This is a genomic window from Stenotrophomonas thermophila (assembly GCF_001499715.1).
GTDB classification, from domain to species: Bacteria; Pseudomonadota; Gammaproteobacteria; order Xanthomonadales; family Xanthomonadaceae; genus Stenotrophomonas; species Stenotrophomonas hibiscicola.
In genome coordinates this window covers 21,227-35,781 of the sequence record NZ_CVIW01000016.1, presented here as the reverse complement: position 1 = coordinate 35,781, position 14,555 = coordinate 21,227, and the positions used below count along the sequence as shown (strand labels likewise).

The following is a 14,555-nucleotide window of genomic DNA, read 5'->3' as shown; positions in this document are numbered from 1 at the left end:
GCTTACTTGACCGTCTTCAGGTGCTGCTCGAAATCGGAGAAGGCCGGGCGCACGTTCGACGGTAGCGTCTTGCGGGCAAATTCCAGCGCGATCTTCGGGTTGTAGCCGCGCAGGCAGGCAAGCAGGGCGGTCTTGACCGATTCGTAGATGCGGCTGTCCTGCTCGGCGCGCGCTTCCATGGCGGCGGCCATCGGGCCGACGAAGCCATAGCCCAGCAGGATGCCGAGGAAGGTGCCGACCAGCGCACCGGCCACGTGGCCACCGACCTCGACGATGTCGCCGCCGATCGAACCCATGGTGATGACGATGCCCAGCACCGCAGCCACGATGCCGAAACCGGGCAGTCCGTCGGCGACCTTGGTCAGCACCTGCGACGGCGCCATGGCCTCGGCGTGGTGCTTTTCCAGCTCCAGTTCCAGCAGCGGTTCCAGCTCGTGCGGCTCGATGTTGCTGCCAATCATCAGGCGCAGGCAGTCGGTGATGAAGTCGATCAGGTGGTGGTCGGCCTGCACCTTGGGGTAGTTGGCGAACAGGGCGCTCTCGGCCGGGCGTTCGACATGGTCTTCCAGTGCCATGAAGCCTTCGCGGCGCGCCTTGTTGAGCAGTTCATAGAGCAGGCTGAGGACATCGATGTAATCCTGCTGCTTGTAGCGCGGGCCCTTGAACACGCCGACCATGGCCTGCAGGGTCTGCTTGACCGTCTTGGCCGGGGTACCGACCAGGAACGCGCCGAGCGCGGCGCCGCCGATGATGACCAGCTCGTAGGGCTGCCAGAGGGCACCCAGGCGGCCGTGGGCACCGAGGTAGCCCCCGATCACGCTGATGATGACGACCAGGAATCCAACGATGATGAGCATGGGGCGACGCAGGGAGAGGGGATATCTCCTTGTCGGCCCGTCGCCCGGGTTTCTGAAGAGGGAATTCTGTGAAATCGGTCAGCAGGGTGCTTCAGCCCGCCACGCCGCTTTCCGCGCCGCCACGCTGCAACGGATCGGGCCAGGGCTCGCCATTGCCGACGAAGGAAAGTGAGACGGAGTTCAGGCAGTGACGCTCGTAGGTGGGCGGCGGACCGTCCGGGAACACGTGGCCCAGATGGCTGCCGCAGCGCGCGCAGGTGATCTCGGTGCGGACCATGCCGTGGCTGGTATCGCGGATCTCGCGCACATGCGCCGGGTCGAACGGGGCAAAGAAGCTGGGCCAGCCGGTGCCGGAATCGAACTTGGTGCTGGAGCGGAACAGCGGCAGCGCGCACAGCCGGCAGCAGTAGACGCCCTCGCGCTTGTTGTCGAGGAACACGCCGCAGAACGGCGCTTCGGTGCCGTGCTGCAACAGCACGCGGCGTTCCTCGCTGCTGAGGCCGGCGACCAGGGCCTCGGTCTGGGTGGCGGTGGGGGGCGTCAGGTCGAAGGCGGTCATGGCGGCGCTCCGTGGGTCGATGGCCTGGGGATGCCGGAAAACGTGGGGGTGCCGGCGCGCGCTTGCAAGTGTGATGGCCGTTCATGGGTGGCACACGGGCGCGGGAGCAAGGTGGGTGTCATAGACGCCGGAGCGTGCCATGAAGCCGACCCTTCCCCTGCTGTTGATCGCCCTGTTGCCGGCACTGGCGCTGGCCCAGGTGCCCACCCCCGACCCCACGGCCACCCGCAGCGCGACCACCGTGGCGCCGCAGCCGGTGGCGCCACCGCCACAGGCGGCCCGGCCGCAGCCGCAGTTGCTGCCTACGCCGCAACGGGCGCAGCCGATCAAGTCCACCGGTCCGGCCCAGATCACGCCGCCGCCAGCACCGAGGCCGGCCGACAAGGTCTACGACCGCAACGGCCGCATCGTGCCCGGCGTGCGCCCGGCCGGCCCGAACCGCGTGTTCGACTCGCGCACCGGCCGCTACTACGACAGCGTGCCGGCCGGCGATGGCCAGCAGATCAAGCGCTGAACCCTGGTGCCACCAAGGTTGGCTGCTGGCTGGCCTGAGCGGGCTGAACGCGCGAAAACAGCGTCCAGCCGATCACTGCTTTTTCGCCTGCGATTAACCGTTCCGGGGCCACCGTGGCCCTGCGCCGGCATCCCGCCGCCGCATGTCCTTCGTCCACTGGATCGCGACCATGAAAAACCAGCAGAACCGTCATCCCGGCAAGGAACCGCAGGGCCGCAACCCGCAGCAGCAACAGCAGCAACAGCAGATGGAGCCGCAGCAGCACAAGGGCGGCAGGCAGCAGGAACAGCGCCCGCATAAGCATCCGCAGCAGCGCTGACTGTCGCCATGATCGGGGTCAGAGCCCGCTGTACGGGATCTGGCCCCACCCAGCAGCAGCCTCAGTCCGGAATCGGCAGGCTCAGTGTTTCCTTCACTTCTTCCATCACGATGTAGCTCTTCGACTCACGTACATGCGGCAGTGTCAGCAGCGTGCTGCCGAGCAGCTTGCGGTAGGAGGCCATCTCGCTGATCCGCGCCTTCAGCAGGTAATCGAAGTCGCCCGATACAAGATGGCATTCCAGTACGTTGGGCAGCTTCAGCGCGGCGCGCCGGAACTCCTCGAAGATGTCGCCGGATTTGTACGCCAGGCTGATCTCCACGAACACCAGCAGGCTCGCTTTAACTGCGGCCGGGTCGAGGTGGGCGTGGTAGCCGGTGATCACCCCTTCGCGCTCCAGCCGGCGCACGCGCTCGGTGCACGGGGTGGTCGACAGGCCCACCCGCTCGCCCAGTTCGGTGAAGGAGATGCGGCCCTCGGCCTGCAGGATGCGCAGGATCTTGCGGTCGATCTTGTCCAGTTCGCGGATCCGGGTGGCCATGACCGTCAACCTTCGGGAGTGAATTGAAGTGGAACATCCTGCCGGTTGATTTCAAAACAGGCAAATCAACTGGGAATGGCTGTCTATACTTCCCCAATTATGGTCCCTGTGCGCTCCAGTGCAGGGAATGATCGGGTTGGAGAAGTCCCATGCGAGTCCTAGTTCTCGGCAGCGGCGTGATCGGTACCACCAGTGCCTGGTATCTGCGACAGGCCGGGTTTGAAGTCACGGTCATCGACCGCCAACCCGGCCCGGCGCTGGAAACCAGCTTCGCCAATGCCGGCCAGCTGTCGTTCGGCTACACCTCGCCGTGGGCGGCCCCGGGCGTGCCGAAGAAGGCCATCGGCTGGCTGTTCGAGAAGCACGCGCCGCTGGCGATCCGCCCGGGCATGGACCTGGCCCAGTACCGCTGGCTGTGGCAGATGCTGCGCAACTGCACCCACGAGCGTTATGCGATCAACAAGGCGCGCATGGTGCGCATGTCCGAGTACAGCCGCGACTGCCTGAACGAGCTGCGCGCGCAGATCGGCATCGAATTCGAAGGCCGCGACCTTGGCACCACCCAGCTGTTCCGCACCCAGCAGCAGCTGGATGCTTCGGCGCAGGACATCGAGATCCTGGCCCAGTACGGCGTGCCGTACGAGGTGCTGGACCGCGCCGGCATCATCCAGGCCGAACCGGCCCTGGCCCATGTCGATGGCCTGGTCGGCGCGCTGCGCCTGCCGCGTGACCAGACCGGCGACTGCCAGTTGTTCACCCGCCGGCTGTCGCAGTTGTGCATGGATGCCGGCGTTGAATTCCGCTTCGACCAGGACATCACCGGCCTGGAGTTCGATGGCGACCGCATCACCGGCGTGCGCATCGACGGCAAGCTGGAAACCGCCGACCGCTTCGTGGTCGCGCTTGGCAGCTACTCGCCAGCGCTGGTCGCACCGCTGGGGATGCGCCTGCCGGTGTACCCGCTGAAGGGCTATTCGCTGACCCTGCCGATCACCGACCCGGCGATGGCACCGACCTCGACCATCCTCGATGAGAGCTACAAGGTGGCGGTGACCCGCTTCGACGACCGCATCCGTGTCGGTGGCATGGCCGAAGTGGCCGGCTTCGACCTGTCCCTGTCGCAGCGCCGCCGCGAGACCTTGGAACTGGTGGTCAGGGATCTCTATCCGAAGGGCGGCGACCTGTCGCGCGCGCAGTTCTGGACCGGCCTGCGCCCGGCTACGCCGGACGGTACGCCGGTGATCGGCGCCACGCCGTTCCGCAACCTGTACCTCAACACCGGACACGGCACGCTGGGCTGGACCATGGCCTGCGGCTCGGGCCGCTACCTTGCCGACCTGATGAGCGCGCGACAGCCGCAGATCAGCACCGAAGGCCTGGATATTTTCCGCTACGGCCAGTACGGTCACGCGCCGCAACACGAGAACCGCACATGCGTCCTGCCCGCGCGCTGATCGATCTGGGCGCCCTGCGCAGCAATTACCGCCTCGCCCGTGAACTGGGCGGTGGCAAGGCGCTGGCGATCATCAAGGCCGACGCCTATGGGCATGGCGCGGTGCGCTGTGCGCAGGCGCTGGAAGGCGAGGCCGATGGCTTCGGCGTAGCCACCATCGAAGAGGCATTGGAGCTGCGCCAGGCCGGCATCCGTGCGCCGATCCTGCTGCTGGAAGGCATCTTCGAGCCGAGCGACATGACGCTGGTGGCCGAGCATGACTTCTGGTTCGCCGTCGGTTCACCGTGGCAAGTGGAGGCACTGGCGGCGTTCGACAGCCCGCGCCCGTTGACGGTGTGGCTGAAGCTGGACAGCGGCATGCACCGCCTCGGCCTGGACGTGGACAGTTTCCGCGCGGCGCACGCGCGCCTGTCGGCGCTGCCGCAGGTCGAGCGCATCGTGCTGATGACCCACCTGGCGCGTGCCGACGAGCTGGACAGCGAACGCACCCACGAACAGGCGGCGACCTTCGCCCGCGCCATTGATGGACTGGCAGGCGAGACCAGCGTGTGCAACTCGCCTGCGCTGCTGGGCTGGCCGGATGTGCGCAGTGATTGGGTGCGCCCGGGCCTGATGCTGTACGGCGCCAACCCGCTGCCGGACAACACCGTGTTGACCGAGCGGCTGCGCCCGGTGATGACGATGCAGTCGAAGGTGATCGCCGAGCGCTGGATCGAAGCCGGTGAACCGGTGGGGTATGGCGCGCGTTTCGTGGCCAAGGCGCGCACCCGCGTGGGTGTGGTTGCACTCGGCTATGCCGACGGTTATCCGCAGTTCGCTCCAAACGGCACTCCGGTGCTGATCGACGGCCAGCCCGGTGCGCTGATCGGGCGCGTGTCGATGGACATGCTGACGGTGGACCTGACCGCGCATGCGCAGGCCGGCATCGGCAGCGTGGTGGAACTGTGGGGTTCTGCGCCGACCCTGTCGGAGCTGGCGCCGCGCTGTGGCGTGAGCGCCTACCAGCTGCCGTGCGCGGTCAAGCGCGTGGCGAAGGTGTACGTGTAGCGCCGAGCCCGCGCTCGGCACCGGTAGCGGCCGACCTCGATCGGCGCCGTGAATGCGTGTCGACCAAGGTCGACACCTGCCGGGGGACCTAACGCGCGGCGGTCGCCTGACTGGCCAGCTGGCGCTTCACCCAGTCATCGATCAGGCGCTTCTCGTAGCGCAGTGGATCGCTGTCGCTCTTCAGTCCCACGTTGTGCAGGTAGCCGGTATCGCTGAGGCGCGCATCGCCCTCGCTGACAATACGGCCGCTGGCATCCTTCAGCGTGTACTGCAGGGTGATCCGTGGCGGGTAGATGTCGCGCATGATCCGGATGTCGCGGCCACGCGGGCCGTGCCAAGGCTCGTAGTCACCGGCACGCTTGATGTCGACGAGGGTCACATCGAGGGTCTGCCCAGGCTGCAGCGGCTTGGCTGCGGTGGTCTGCAGGTAGCGGGCCAGCTGCTGCACCCAGTCACCGCGTTCGGCCTCGAAGCGGTTGCTGCTCTGGCGTATTTCGGTGAACTTGGCCGGATCTTCCCATTTCACGCTGACCGGTCCATCGGCCTGCAACGCACGCGGCGCGCCTGCATCGGTCACGGTGCGTGGCGCAGCATTGGCGCCACCGGCCGCCAGGGCGCCTGCCAGCAGGGCAATCGCGAGTGAGCGTTTCATGACGGTCTCCTGCGTCCCCGCGCTGGGGGGGTGTTGATCACGGATCGAGTGTGAGCCTGCTGCCGGACGACCGCAATGGACGATTGCGTCGTGGGCAAGAGCGGTTGCCGCCAATTCATCGACGTCAACCATGACTGACGGCGCTTGACGCTGTGAATACGCCCTTTGGAAGATGCTGTGCTCCCAACCTGGCCTGCAAAGACCCCCTTGTCCACACTGCCGCCCCTCGTGGAGCGCCCACCGATGCTGGTGCCGGCGCCAGAACCCGACCTGCATCGTGGCGTGCTTGAGCGCATCAACGCCGGCTTCTGCGTGATCCAGGTGCTGTTCGAGGGTGATCGTGCGGTCGACTATTGTTTCATCGAAGTCAACGACGCGTTCGAGCGCCACACTGGGCTGAAGGACGCGCGTGGCAAGTGCATGACTGCGCTGGAACCCAACCACGAGCAGGACTGGTTCCGTATCTATGGCGAAGTCGCACGCAGCGGCCGCCCCGCTCAGTTCGAGATGGAAGCCCGTGCGCTGGGCCGCTCGTTCGCGGTCGACGCGGTGCGGGTGGGGCGGCCGGGAGAAGACAAGGTCGGCATCCTGTTCTTCGACATCACCGCGCGCAAGCAGATGGAAGTGGAGCTGGGCGAAAGCGAAGCCCGTTTCAGCGCGCTGGCCGACGGCCTGCCGATGCCGGTGTGGGTGCTCGATGAGCGCGGCCATGCGCGTTTCGTCAACAGTGCCTTCAGCGAGTTCTTCGGTGGTGATGAAACGCGTGTGCCGGAAGATGTCTGGCGCGGTCTCGTGCATCCGGATGACGCGTCCGTGTTCGAATACGAACTGCAGGAAGCGCTGAAGGCGCAGCGTTCGATGCACGCGCTGGTGCGTGCGCGGCGCGCGGATGGCCAGTGGCGCTGGCTGGAGATGAACGCCCGCCCGCGTTTTTCGCGGATGGGCCGCTTCATCGGCCTGGCCGGCAGCAGTCCGGATGTCACCGAACGACGCGAAATTGAACTGGCCCGCGAGGAGCTGCTGCAGTCCGAGCGTGCCGCGCGCAGCGCTGCGGAGAACATGGCGCGGCTGAAGGACGAGTTCCTGGCCACGCTGTCGCATGAACTGCGTACGCCGCTGACCACCATCCTGGGCTGGAGCGAACTGCTGCTGCAGCGCGTGGACAACACCAGTCCGCTGTACAAGGGCCTGAACGTGATCGCCAACAGCGCCGGTGCGCAGAAGCGGCTGATCTCGGACATGCTGGACCTCAGCAGCATGCTGCTGGGCAAGGTGCAGCTGGAGGTGGAGATACTGGACCTGCGCGACCTGCTGAGCGAAGCCATCGGCGCGCAGGAGCTGGTCGCCGAAGGCAAGGCGCTGGATGTGAGCCTGCTGCTGCCGGAACAGCCGTGCTTGGTGCTGGGCGATGCCACCCGCCTGCAGCAGGTGTTGTGGAACCTGCTGTCCAATGCGATCAAGTTCACCCCGGCCGAAGGCCGCGTCGACCTGCAGCTGCAGGCCGATGGCAATCACTGGGTGATCACCGTGCGCGACACCGGCGACGGCATCGCGCCCGAATTCCTCAACCATCTGTTCAGCCGCTTCCGGCAGGCTGATGGCACCACCACGCGCCGTCATGGCGGTCTCGGCCTGGGCCTGGCGATCGTGCAACAGCTGGTCGAACTGCATGGCGGCACGGTCACTGCCGCCAGCGAAGGGCATGGCCACGGCGCCACCTTCACCGTGCGCCTGCCCCAGCACCTGCCGGATGCAGAGCGCCGACCGCTGCGCGAAGTGATCAGTGGGCCGATCCTGGAGCCGGTGGTCGTCGAACCCTATCCTCTGCGCGGCATGCACGTGCTGGCGGTGGAGGATCAGCCGGAAGTGCTGGAATATCTGCGCCGCATGCTGGAAGAGCAGGGCGCCAGAGTATCGGCGGCCAGCTCGGCCGGCGAAGCGCTGGCACTGCTGGCCGACACCGGCCACCTGCAGTACCACGTGCTGCTGACCGACATCGGCATGCCGGGCATGGATGGCTATGGGCTGGTGCGCACCTTGCGCGAGGACATGGGCGTGGACGCGGCGACCTTGCCTGCGGTGGCGGTGACTGCACTGGCGCGTGCCGACGACCGCCGCCGCGCGCTGGCCTCGGGCTTCCAGGAGCACGTCGCCAAGCCGTACTCGGTGGCGCAGCTGGTGGCTGCCGTGCGCAAGGTGCAGGTGGCGCGCGCGGACAGTGCGCTGCACTGAACATTCACGGCCGATCGGCGACCCTGCAGTCAGGAGGTCGCCGATGTCCCGCATAGCTCCACGTATCCACACCGATCCGGCGCAGATCGCGCGCCTGGAAGCCCTGCTGCCGCAGCTGGATGGCGAAACGCAGGTGGAACTGATTCTGCACGATGGCCGCCGCCTGCTCGGCACGGTGGCCGTGAGGCCAACTGTGCAGCAATACCGCAACGCCGCGGGTGATGAAGGCAGCAACGGCCAGTTGCGCCTGGATGACTACGACACGCCGGTGCAGCAGCACCATGTGTGGCTGGATGAGATCGCCAGTATCAACCGCCTGCCACCCAAGGCGCCTTGATCCGATGTAGAGCCGAGCCCACGCTCGGCTCTGCCGCCGCCCGAGCGTGGGCTCGGGCGCTACAGATGTGTCAGTGCTCGAACAGGGTCGGCGTCGCCTCGAACCGGCGTGCGTACGCCCGCTCCTCTGCAACCCTCGCCACCTCGTCATCGGCCAGGTCCGGTGCCCCATAGACGGCGTAGGCAACGCTGCCGTCGGCGCCATGACCGACCTGGTGCAGCCGGTAGCGTGAGTGGCCGCCGCCGGTGTCCTCGGGGTAGTGCACGGGCGGATGGCTGCCTTCCAGGTCCATTTCACTGTTGTCGACCACGCCACCGACGAACAAGGCTCGCATGCAGGTTCTCCTGGGTTTCCGGGGGAGCCTCTACCCTGAACGTTTCAATGTTGCTGGCAGATCAAAGCCCCGTTCGGGTTTCGCAAAGCGGCTGCCGGGGCCGGCCCGGTCAAGCCGGTACAATGGACGGCCCTCACGCTTGAAGTACCCGCGCCGATGGCCTCCAGCGACGACGCCCCCCTGCAGACCCTGTTCCTGCCGTTCTCACAAGGCACCCTGCGCTGGCCGGAAGGTCCGGTGGCCTTCCTGCGGGCCCGCGACGGCTGGCCGCTGCGCGAAGCGGCCGGCAACCGCGAGGTGCACTGTGAACAGAGCTTCGCCCCGTTCGCGCAGCCGCTGCAGCAGGCCGCCGGCTGGACCGTCAGCGGCCAGCTGGATGATGTGGCCGGCAAGGGCCGCTACCCGTTGGTGCTGGTGCTGCCGCCGCGCCAGCGCGAAGAGGCTCGTGCGTTGTTTGCGCGCGCGCTGGCGCTGGTCGCCGACGGTGGCCGCATTGTCGCCTGCCAGTCCAACAACGAAGGCGCGCGCTCCGGCGAAGGCGACCTCAAGCAGTTGGCCGGCCTCGGCGGCAGCCTGACCAAGAACCATTGCCGCGTGTACTGGACCGCCCCACTGCAGGGCCAGCACGACGCCGACCTGGCCAAGCGCTGGTCGGCACTGGACGCGGTGCGCCCGATCGTCGGCGGCCGTTTCCTCAGTCGCCCGGGCGTGTTCGCCTGGGATCGCATCGACCCGGCCTCGGCACTGTTGGCCGAGCACCTGCCGGCCGAGCTGGCCGGGCGTGCTGCCGACCTGGGCGCTGGCTACGGTTACCTGTCACGCGAACTGCTGGAGCGTTGCCCGAAGATCACCGCGCTGGACCTGTACGAAGCCGAGCAGCGCGCACTGGCGCTGGCCGAGCTGAACCTGGCGCCGCCGCCGCGCCCGCTGCCGCTGCGCTTCCTGTGGCGCGACGTCACCGCCGGCATCGAGCCGGGCTACGACGTCATCATCAGCAACCCGCCGTTCCACACCCCATCGCGTGCCGACCGCCCGGACATCGGCCAGCGCTTCATTGCCGTGGCTGCGCAGGCGCTGCGCCCGGGCGGGCGCCTATACGTGGTGGCCAACCGCCACCTGCCGTACGAGCACACCCTCAACGACAGCTTCGGCGCGGTGCGCGTGGTCGCCGAGCGCGACGGCTTCAAGCTGGTTGAAGCGGTGAAGGGGAAGGGCAAGTGAAGCTGGTCAAGCTCATCGCCAACCTGGGCTATGGCAGCCGCAAGCAGGTGCAGTGGATGTTCCGCGAAGGCCGCATCACCGACGCCGACGGCGAGGTACTGTACGCCGACGACCAGGTGCCGCACGAGGTGATCCGGGTTGATGGCGAGCCGCTGGACCCGCCGGTGGGCCTGTCGATCGCGCTGCACAAGCCGGCTGGCTACACCTGTTCGACCAAGGATACCGGCCGCCTGATCTACGACCTGTTGCCGCCGCGCTTCCGCGACCGCGATCCGGTACTGTCCACGGTGGGCCGCCTCGACCGCGAGACCAGCGGCCTGCTGCTGCTGACCGACGATGGTGGCCTGCTGCACCGGATCATCTCGCCGAAGTCGAAGCTGCCGAAAGTCTATGAGGTCGAATTGAGCGAGGACCTGCGCGGCGACGAGGTGGCGCTGTTCGCCAGCGGCACGCTGATGCTGGAGTCCGAGAAGACGCCCCTGCTGCCGGCTGAACTGGAAGTGCTGGATGCGCGTCGCGCGCGCCTGGTGCTGCACGAAGGCCGCTACCATCAGGTACGCCGCATGTTCGCCGCCACCGGCAACCACGTGCAGGCCCTGCACCGCAGCCGTGTTGGCGGGCTGGACCTGCAGGGGCTGGACGAAGGGCAATGGCGGCAGCTCACTTCCACCGACCTGGATACGCTGTTCGCTCCATGACCACCATCGCTGCGCTGCCGTTCCTCCCCGACGCCGTCATCTTCGACATGGACGGCCTGATGATCGACAGCGAGCGGGTCTCGCTGGCCTGCTGGAGCGAGGCCGCCGACGAATTCGCACTGGGCCTGGACGAGGCAGTGTTCCTGCGCATGGTCGGCCTCGGCGACCGGGATTCGCACGCGCTGCTGCGTGCGCAGGGTATCGAGGACAGCGTGATCGAGGCGGTCGCTGCACGCTGCCACGAACTGTACGAAGGACGCACACAGACCGGCCTGCCGTTGCGTCCGGGCATCCTGGAACTGCTGGAGCTGCTGAAGGCGCACGCGGTACCGCGCGCGGTGGCCACCACCACGCGGCAGCCGCGTGCCAACCGCAAGCTGGCGGCGGCCGGACTGCTGCCGTATTTCGACGCGGTGATCACCAGTGGCGACGTGGCGCGGCCGAAACCGGCGCCGGACATCTACCTGCTGGCCGCGCAGCGACTGGGCCAGGTGCCTGGGCGCTGCCTGGCGCTGGAAGACTCACCCGCTGGCACGCGCGCGGCATTGGCCGCTGGCATGACCGTGATCCAGGTACCGGACCTAGTGCATCCTGACGAAGAGCTGCGCGCGCTTGGCCATCGCATTGTCGGTTCGCTGGTGGATGCGCACGCGTTGCTGCTGCCGCTGCTGCCGAAATAAGCGGTAGGTGCCGACCGTTAGCCGGCACTGAGCCGAGCATGGCTCGGCTCTACATCTATTGGTGGGTGCCGACCGTTGGTCGGCACACCTGCCCCCATCACACCCGCCCGAACACCAGCGCGGCGTTGGTGCCACCGAAGCCGAAGCTGTTGGACATCACCGTGTCCAGCGTCTGCGCGCGGCTTTCGCGCAGGATCGGGAAGCTCTCCACCTTCGGGTCCAGTTCGCCGATGTTGGCCGAACCGGCAACGAAGCCATCGCGCATCATCAGCAGGCAGTAGATCGCCTCGTGCACGCTGGCCGCACCCAGCGAATGGCCGGACAGCGCCTTGGTCGAGGACAGCGGCGGCACCGCATCGCCGAACACTTCGCGGATGGCGTTGAGCTCGGTGACGTCGCCCAGCGGCGTGGAGGTGCCGTGGGTGTTGAGGTAGTCCAGCGGGCGATCGACGCCCTGCAGTGCCATTTTCATGCAGCGCACCGCGCCTTCACCGGACGGGGCGACCATATCGGCGCCGTCGGAGGTCACGCCATAGCCGATCAGTTCGGCATGGATGCGCGCGCCGCGCGCAACGGCGTGGTCGTAGTCCTCCAGCACCAGCATGCCACCGCCGCCGGCGATGACGAAGCCGTCGCGGTCCTTGTCGTACGGGCGCGAGGCGCTGGCCGGGGTCTCGTTGAAGCTGGTCGACAGCGCGCCCATCGCATCGAACATCACGCTCATCGACCAGTGCAGGTCTTCGCCGCCACCGGCGAACATGATGTCCTGCGCGCCATGGCGGATCATGTCCGCGGCGGCGCCGATGCAGTGCGCCGAGGTCGCGCAGGCGGCCGACAGCGAGTAGCTGACGCCCTTGATCTGGTAGGCCGTGGCCAGGCAGGCCGAGACCGTCGAGCACATCGTGCGCGGCACCATGTACGGGCCGACCTTGCGCACGCCCCGTTCGCGCAGCAGGTCGACGGCACCGATCTGCCATTCGCTGGAGCCGCCGCCGGAGCCGGCAATCAGGCCGGTACGCAGGTGGCTGACCTGCTCGGGGCTGAGCCCGGCGTCGGCGATGGCATCGCGCATGGACAGGTAGGCGAAGGCCGCCGCGTCGCTCATGAAGCGCTTCTGCTTGCGGTCGATCAGCGCCTCCAGATCGAGGTCGACACGACCGCCGACCTGGCTGCGCAGGCCCGCTTCGGCGTGGTCGGCCAGGGCGGTGATGCCCGAGCGCCCTTCGCGCAGCGCGGCCGAAACGGTATCCAGATCATTGCCGAGGCAGGAGGTGATGCCCATGCCGGTGATGACGACGCGACGCATCAGAAGCTCCCGGTTTCGGTGAACAGGCCGACGCGCAGGTCGCGGGCGCTGTAGATTTCGCGATCATCCACGTACATGCGGGCATCGGACTGGGCCATCACCAGCTTGCGGTTGATGACCCGGCTGATGTCGATCTCGTAGCGTACGAGCTTGGCGTCCGGCAGTACCTGGCCGGTGAACTTCACCTCGCCACAGCCCAGCGCGCGGCCCTTGCCGGGGGCACCCAGCCAGGTCAGGAAGAAGCCGGTCAGCTGCCACATGGCATCCAGGCCCAGGCAGCCGGGCATTACCGGGTCGCCGATGAAGTGGCAGCCGAAGAACCACAGGTCCGGGCGGATATCCAGCTCGGCGCGTACCATGCCCTTGCCGTGCGGTCCGCCGTCCTCGTGGATGTCGGTGATGCGGTCGAACATCAGCATCGGATCGTTGGGCAAACGGCCGGCGGCGGTGCCGAACAGTTCACCGCGTGCGCTGGCCAGCAGCTGTTCGCGGTTGAACGCGTGGAGACGGGTCATGAAGCACAATCCTGGAAGCGGGGAAACAAGGAAACAAGCGTTCGAGGATGCCCGTGGAAACTGCGCCGATCAAACATTTCAACCGTACGCAACCGTAGTGTTTTCAATGGAATACGCGCATCCTGTTGATGTGCAACGACCATACTTCGGCGTGTGGCCCGTTCGGCACGCCCCCGCCCTTTCCGCCTGACATGACCCGACTGCGCAAGATCATCCACGTCGACATGGACGCGTTCTACGCGTCGGTGGAGCAGCGCGACGATCCGTCACTGCGCGGCAAGCCGGTGGTTGTGGCATGGCGCGGCGCGCGCTCGGTGGTGTGTGCGGCGTCCTACGAGGCACGCGTGTTCGGCGTGCGTTCGGCGATGCCGGCGCTGCGCGCCGAACGCCTGTGTCCGGACGCGATCTTCGTGCCGCCTGACTTTGCACGTTACAAGGCGGTGTCACGCCAGGTGCGCGAGATCTTCCTGCGCCACACCGACCTGGTCGAGCCTTTGTCGCTGGACGAGGCCTACCTGGACGTGACCGAGCCGAAGAGCGGCATCGAACTGGCCACCGACATCGCCCGCACCATCCGTGCGCAGATCCGTGAGGAGACGAACCTGACCGCTTCAGCCGGGATCGCGCCGAACAAGTTCCTGGCCAAGATCGCTTCGGACTGGCGCAAGCCCGATGGCCAGTTCGTGATTCCACCGCAGCGGGTGGACGCGTTCCTGCAGCCGTTGCCGGTGAACCGGGTGCCCGGCGTCGGCAAGGTGATGGAAGGAAAACTTGCCGCGCGCGGCATCGCCACCTGCGGCGATCTGCGGCAATGGGCATTGACCGATCTGGAAGAGGCGTTCGGCAGTTTCGGCCGCAGCCTGTACAACCGCGCACGCGGCATCGACGAGCGGCCGGTGGAACCGGACCAGCAGGTGCAGTCGATTTCCTCGGAGGACACCTTCGCCGAAGACCTGCCGCTGGAAGACCTGCGCGAAGCGATCGTGCAGCTGGCGGAGAAGACCTGGAAGGCCACGCGCAAGACCGAACGCGTCGGCCACACCGTGGTGCTGAAGCTGAAGACCGCGCAGTTCCGCATCCTCACCCGCAGTTTCACCCCGGAGCGTCCGCCGGAATCGATGGAAGAGCTGCGTGACATCGCGCTGGCCCTGCGCGCGAGGGTGGATCTGCCGGCGGAGACGCGCTACCGCCTGGTCGGCGTCGGCCTGGGTGGCTTCCGCGAAAAGGAACCGGTGGTGCAGGGGGAATTGTTCGAGCACGGATCGAGCCATTCCGCAGGCAATTAAGCGT

General features: G+C 67.2%; 17 protein-coding genes. 10 read left to right on the top strand and 7 right to left on the bottom strand.

The window, feature by feature from the left end:
• Nucleotides 1–2: 2 nt before the first annotated feature.
• Nucleotides 3–857: a flagellar motor stator protein MotA gene (motA, locus tag BN1263_RS09475; RefSeq protein ID WP_014645799.1), complete on the bottom strand. Its 855-nt coding sequence runs from the start codon at nucleotides 855–857 to the stop codon at nucleotides 3–5.
• A 91-nt stretch (nucleotides 858–948) separates the two neighbouring features.
• Nucleotides 949–1,416, bottom strand: a complete 468-nt coding sequence (gene msrB, locus BN1263_RS09470) for a peptide-methionine (R)-S-oxide reductase MsrB (RefSeq protein WP_019660915.1) — start codon at nucleotides 1,414–1,416, stop codon at nucleotides 949–951.
• A 139-nt stretch (nucleotides 1,417–1,555) separates the two neighbouring features.
• Here msrB and BN1263_RS09465 point away from each other — a divergent pair, with 139 nt between their 5' ends.
• Entirely contained in the window at nucleotides 1,556–1,930 is a 375-nt protein-coding gene (locus tag BN1263_RS09465; RefSeq protein WP_058980700.1) for a hypothetical protein, read from the top strand.
• Nucleotides 1,931–2,072: 142 nt separating this feature from the next.
• Complete coding sequence (locus BN1263_RS20875; RefSeq protein ID WP_058980698.1) at nucleotides 2,073–2,249, top strand: hypothetical protein; 177 nt, start codon at nucleotides 2,073–2,075, stop codon at nucleotides 2,247–2,249.
• Nucleotides 2,250–2,310: 61 nt separating this feature from the next.
• Here BN1263_RS20875 and BN1263_RS09455 read toward each other — a convergent pair whose 3' ends face one another.
• Nucleotides 2,311–2,790 carry an Lrp/AsnC ligand binding domain-containing protein gene (locus BN1263_RS09455; RefSeq protein WP_019660918.1) on the bottom strand — a complete coding sequence of 160 codons (480 nt, stop codon included), beginning with the start codon at nucleotides 2,788–2,790 and terminating at the stop codon, nucleotides 2,311–2,313.
• 149 nt (nucleotides 2,791–2,939) lie between these two features.
• Here BN1263_RS09455 and BN1263_RS09450 point away from each other — a divergent pair, with 149 nt between their 5' ends.
• Together BN1263_RS09450 and alr are read left to right on the top strand one after the other, a co-directional pair.
• Nucleotides 2,940–4,244, top strand: a complete 1,305-nt coding sequence (locus BN1263_RS09450) for a D-amino acid dehydrogenase (RefSeq protein ID WP_058980697.1) — start codon at nucleotides 2,940–2,942, stop codon at nucleotides 4,242–4,244.
• Entirely contained in the window at nucleotides 4,223–5,290 is a 1,068-nt protein-coding gene (gene alr / locus BN1263_RS09445; RefSeq protein ID WP_058980695.1) for an alanine racemase, read from the top strand. Before BN1263_RS09450 ends, alr begins: the two co-directional genes overlap by 22 nt.
• 88 nt (nucleotides 5,291–5,378) lie before the next feature.
• Here the strand turns inward: alr and BN1263_RS09440 are convergent, their stop codons facing one another.
• Nucleotides 5,379–5,942 (bottom strand): DUF3016 domain-containing protein, encoded by a 564-nt coding sequence (locus tag BN1263_RS09440; protein WP_058980693.1) that lies wholly within the window; start codon nucleotides 5,940–5,942, stop codon nucleotides 5,379–5,381.
• Nucleotides 5,943–6,185: 243 nt separating this feature from the next.
• On the opposite strand from BN1263_RS09440, the gene BN1263_RS09435 reads away from it, so the two are divergent.
• Together BN1263_RS09435 and BN1263_RS09430 are read left to right on the top strand one after the other, a co-directional pair.
• A complete protein-coding gene (locus tag BN1263_RS09435; RefSeq protein ID WP_058980691.1) occupies nucleotides 6,186–8,174 on the top strand; it encodes a hybrid sensor histidine kinase/response regulator in 1,989 nt (662 codons plus the stop codon).
• A gap of 43 nt (nucleotides 8,175–8,217) precedes the next feature.
• The gene (locus BN1263_RS09430; protein WP_019660923.1) at nucleotides 8,218–8,511 is read left to right on the top strand and encodes a DUF3247 family protein; all 294 of its coding nucleotides are present in this window, start codon (nucleotides 8,218–8,220) and stop codon (nucleotides 8,509–8,511) included.
• Nucleotides 8,512–8,581: 70 nt separating this feature from the next.
• Here BN1263_RS09430 and BN1263_RS09425 read toward each other — a convergent pair whose 3' ends face one another.
• Nucleotides 8,582–8,845 carry a hypothetical protein gene (locus tag BN1263_RS09425; RefSeq protein ID WP_005407925.1) on the bottom strand — a complete coding sequence of 88 codons (264 nt, stop codon included), beginning with the start codon at nucleotides 8,843–8,845 and terminating at the stop codon, nucleotides 8,582–8,584.
• Nucleotides 8,846–9,001: 156 nt separating this feature from the next.
• Here BN1263_RS09425 and BN1263_RS09420 point away from each other — a divergent pair, with 156 nt between their 5' ends.
• From BN1263_RS09420 to BN1263_RS09410, 3 genes are read left to right on the top strand one after another with little or no spacing between them, the layout of a single operon-like run.
• Nucleotides 9,002–10,066 (top strand): class I SAM-dependent methyltransferase, encoded by a 1,065-nt coding sequence (locus BN1263_RS09420; protein ID WP_058980689.1) that lies wholly within the window; start codon nucleotides 9,002–9,004, stop codon nucleotides 10,064–10,066.
• The gene (locus BN1263_RS09415; protein ID WP_058980688.1) at nucleotides 10,063–10,764 is read left to right on the top strand and encodes a pseudouridine synthase; all 702 of its coding nucleotides are present in this window, start codon (nucleotides 10,063–10,065) and stop codon (nucleotides 10,762–10,764) included. Before BN1263_RS09420 ends, BN1263_RS09415 begins: the two co-directional genes overlap by 4 nt.
• Nucleotides 10,761–11,444 (top strand): HAD family hydrolase, encoded by a 684-nt coding sequence (locus tag BN1263_RS09410; RefSeq protein WP_021204381.1) that lies wholly within the window; start codon nucleotides 10,761–10,763, stop codon nucleotides 11,442–11,444. Before BN1263_RS09415 ends, BN1263_RS09410 begins: the two co-directional genes overlap by 4 nt.
• 97 nt (nucleotides 11,445–11,541) lie before the next feature.
• Here the strand turns inward: BN1263_RS09410 and fabB are convergent, their stop codons facing one another.
• Nucleotides 11,542–12,750: a beta-ketoacyl-ACP synthase I gene (fabB, locus tag BN1263_RS09405; RefSeq protein WP_058980687.1), complete on the bottom strand. Its 1,209-nt coding sequence runs from the start codon at nucleotides 12,748–12,750 to the stop codon at nucleotides 11,542–11,544.
• A complete protein-coding gene (gene fabA / locus BN1263_RS09400) occupies nucleotides 12,750–13,265 on the bottom strand; it encodes a 3-hydroxyacyl-[acyl-carrier-protein] dehydratase FabA (RefSeq protein ID WP_014035851.1) in 516 nt (171 codons plus the stop codon). The genes fabB and fabA overlap by 1 nt, the downstream gene beginning before the upstream one ends.
• A gap of 191 nt (nucleotides 13,266–13,456) precedes the next feature.
• Here fabA and dinB point away from each other — a divergent pair, with 191 nt between their 5' ends.
• Complete coding sequence (dinB, locus tag BN1263_RS09395; protein WP_058980739.1) at nucleotides 13,457–14,551, top strand: DNA polymerase IV; 1,095 nt, start codon at nucleotides 13,457–13,459, stop codon at nucleotides 14,549–14,551.
• Nucleotides 14,552–14,555 lie beyond the last annotated feature (4 nt).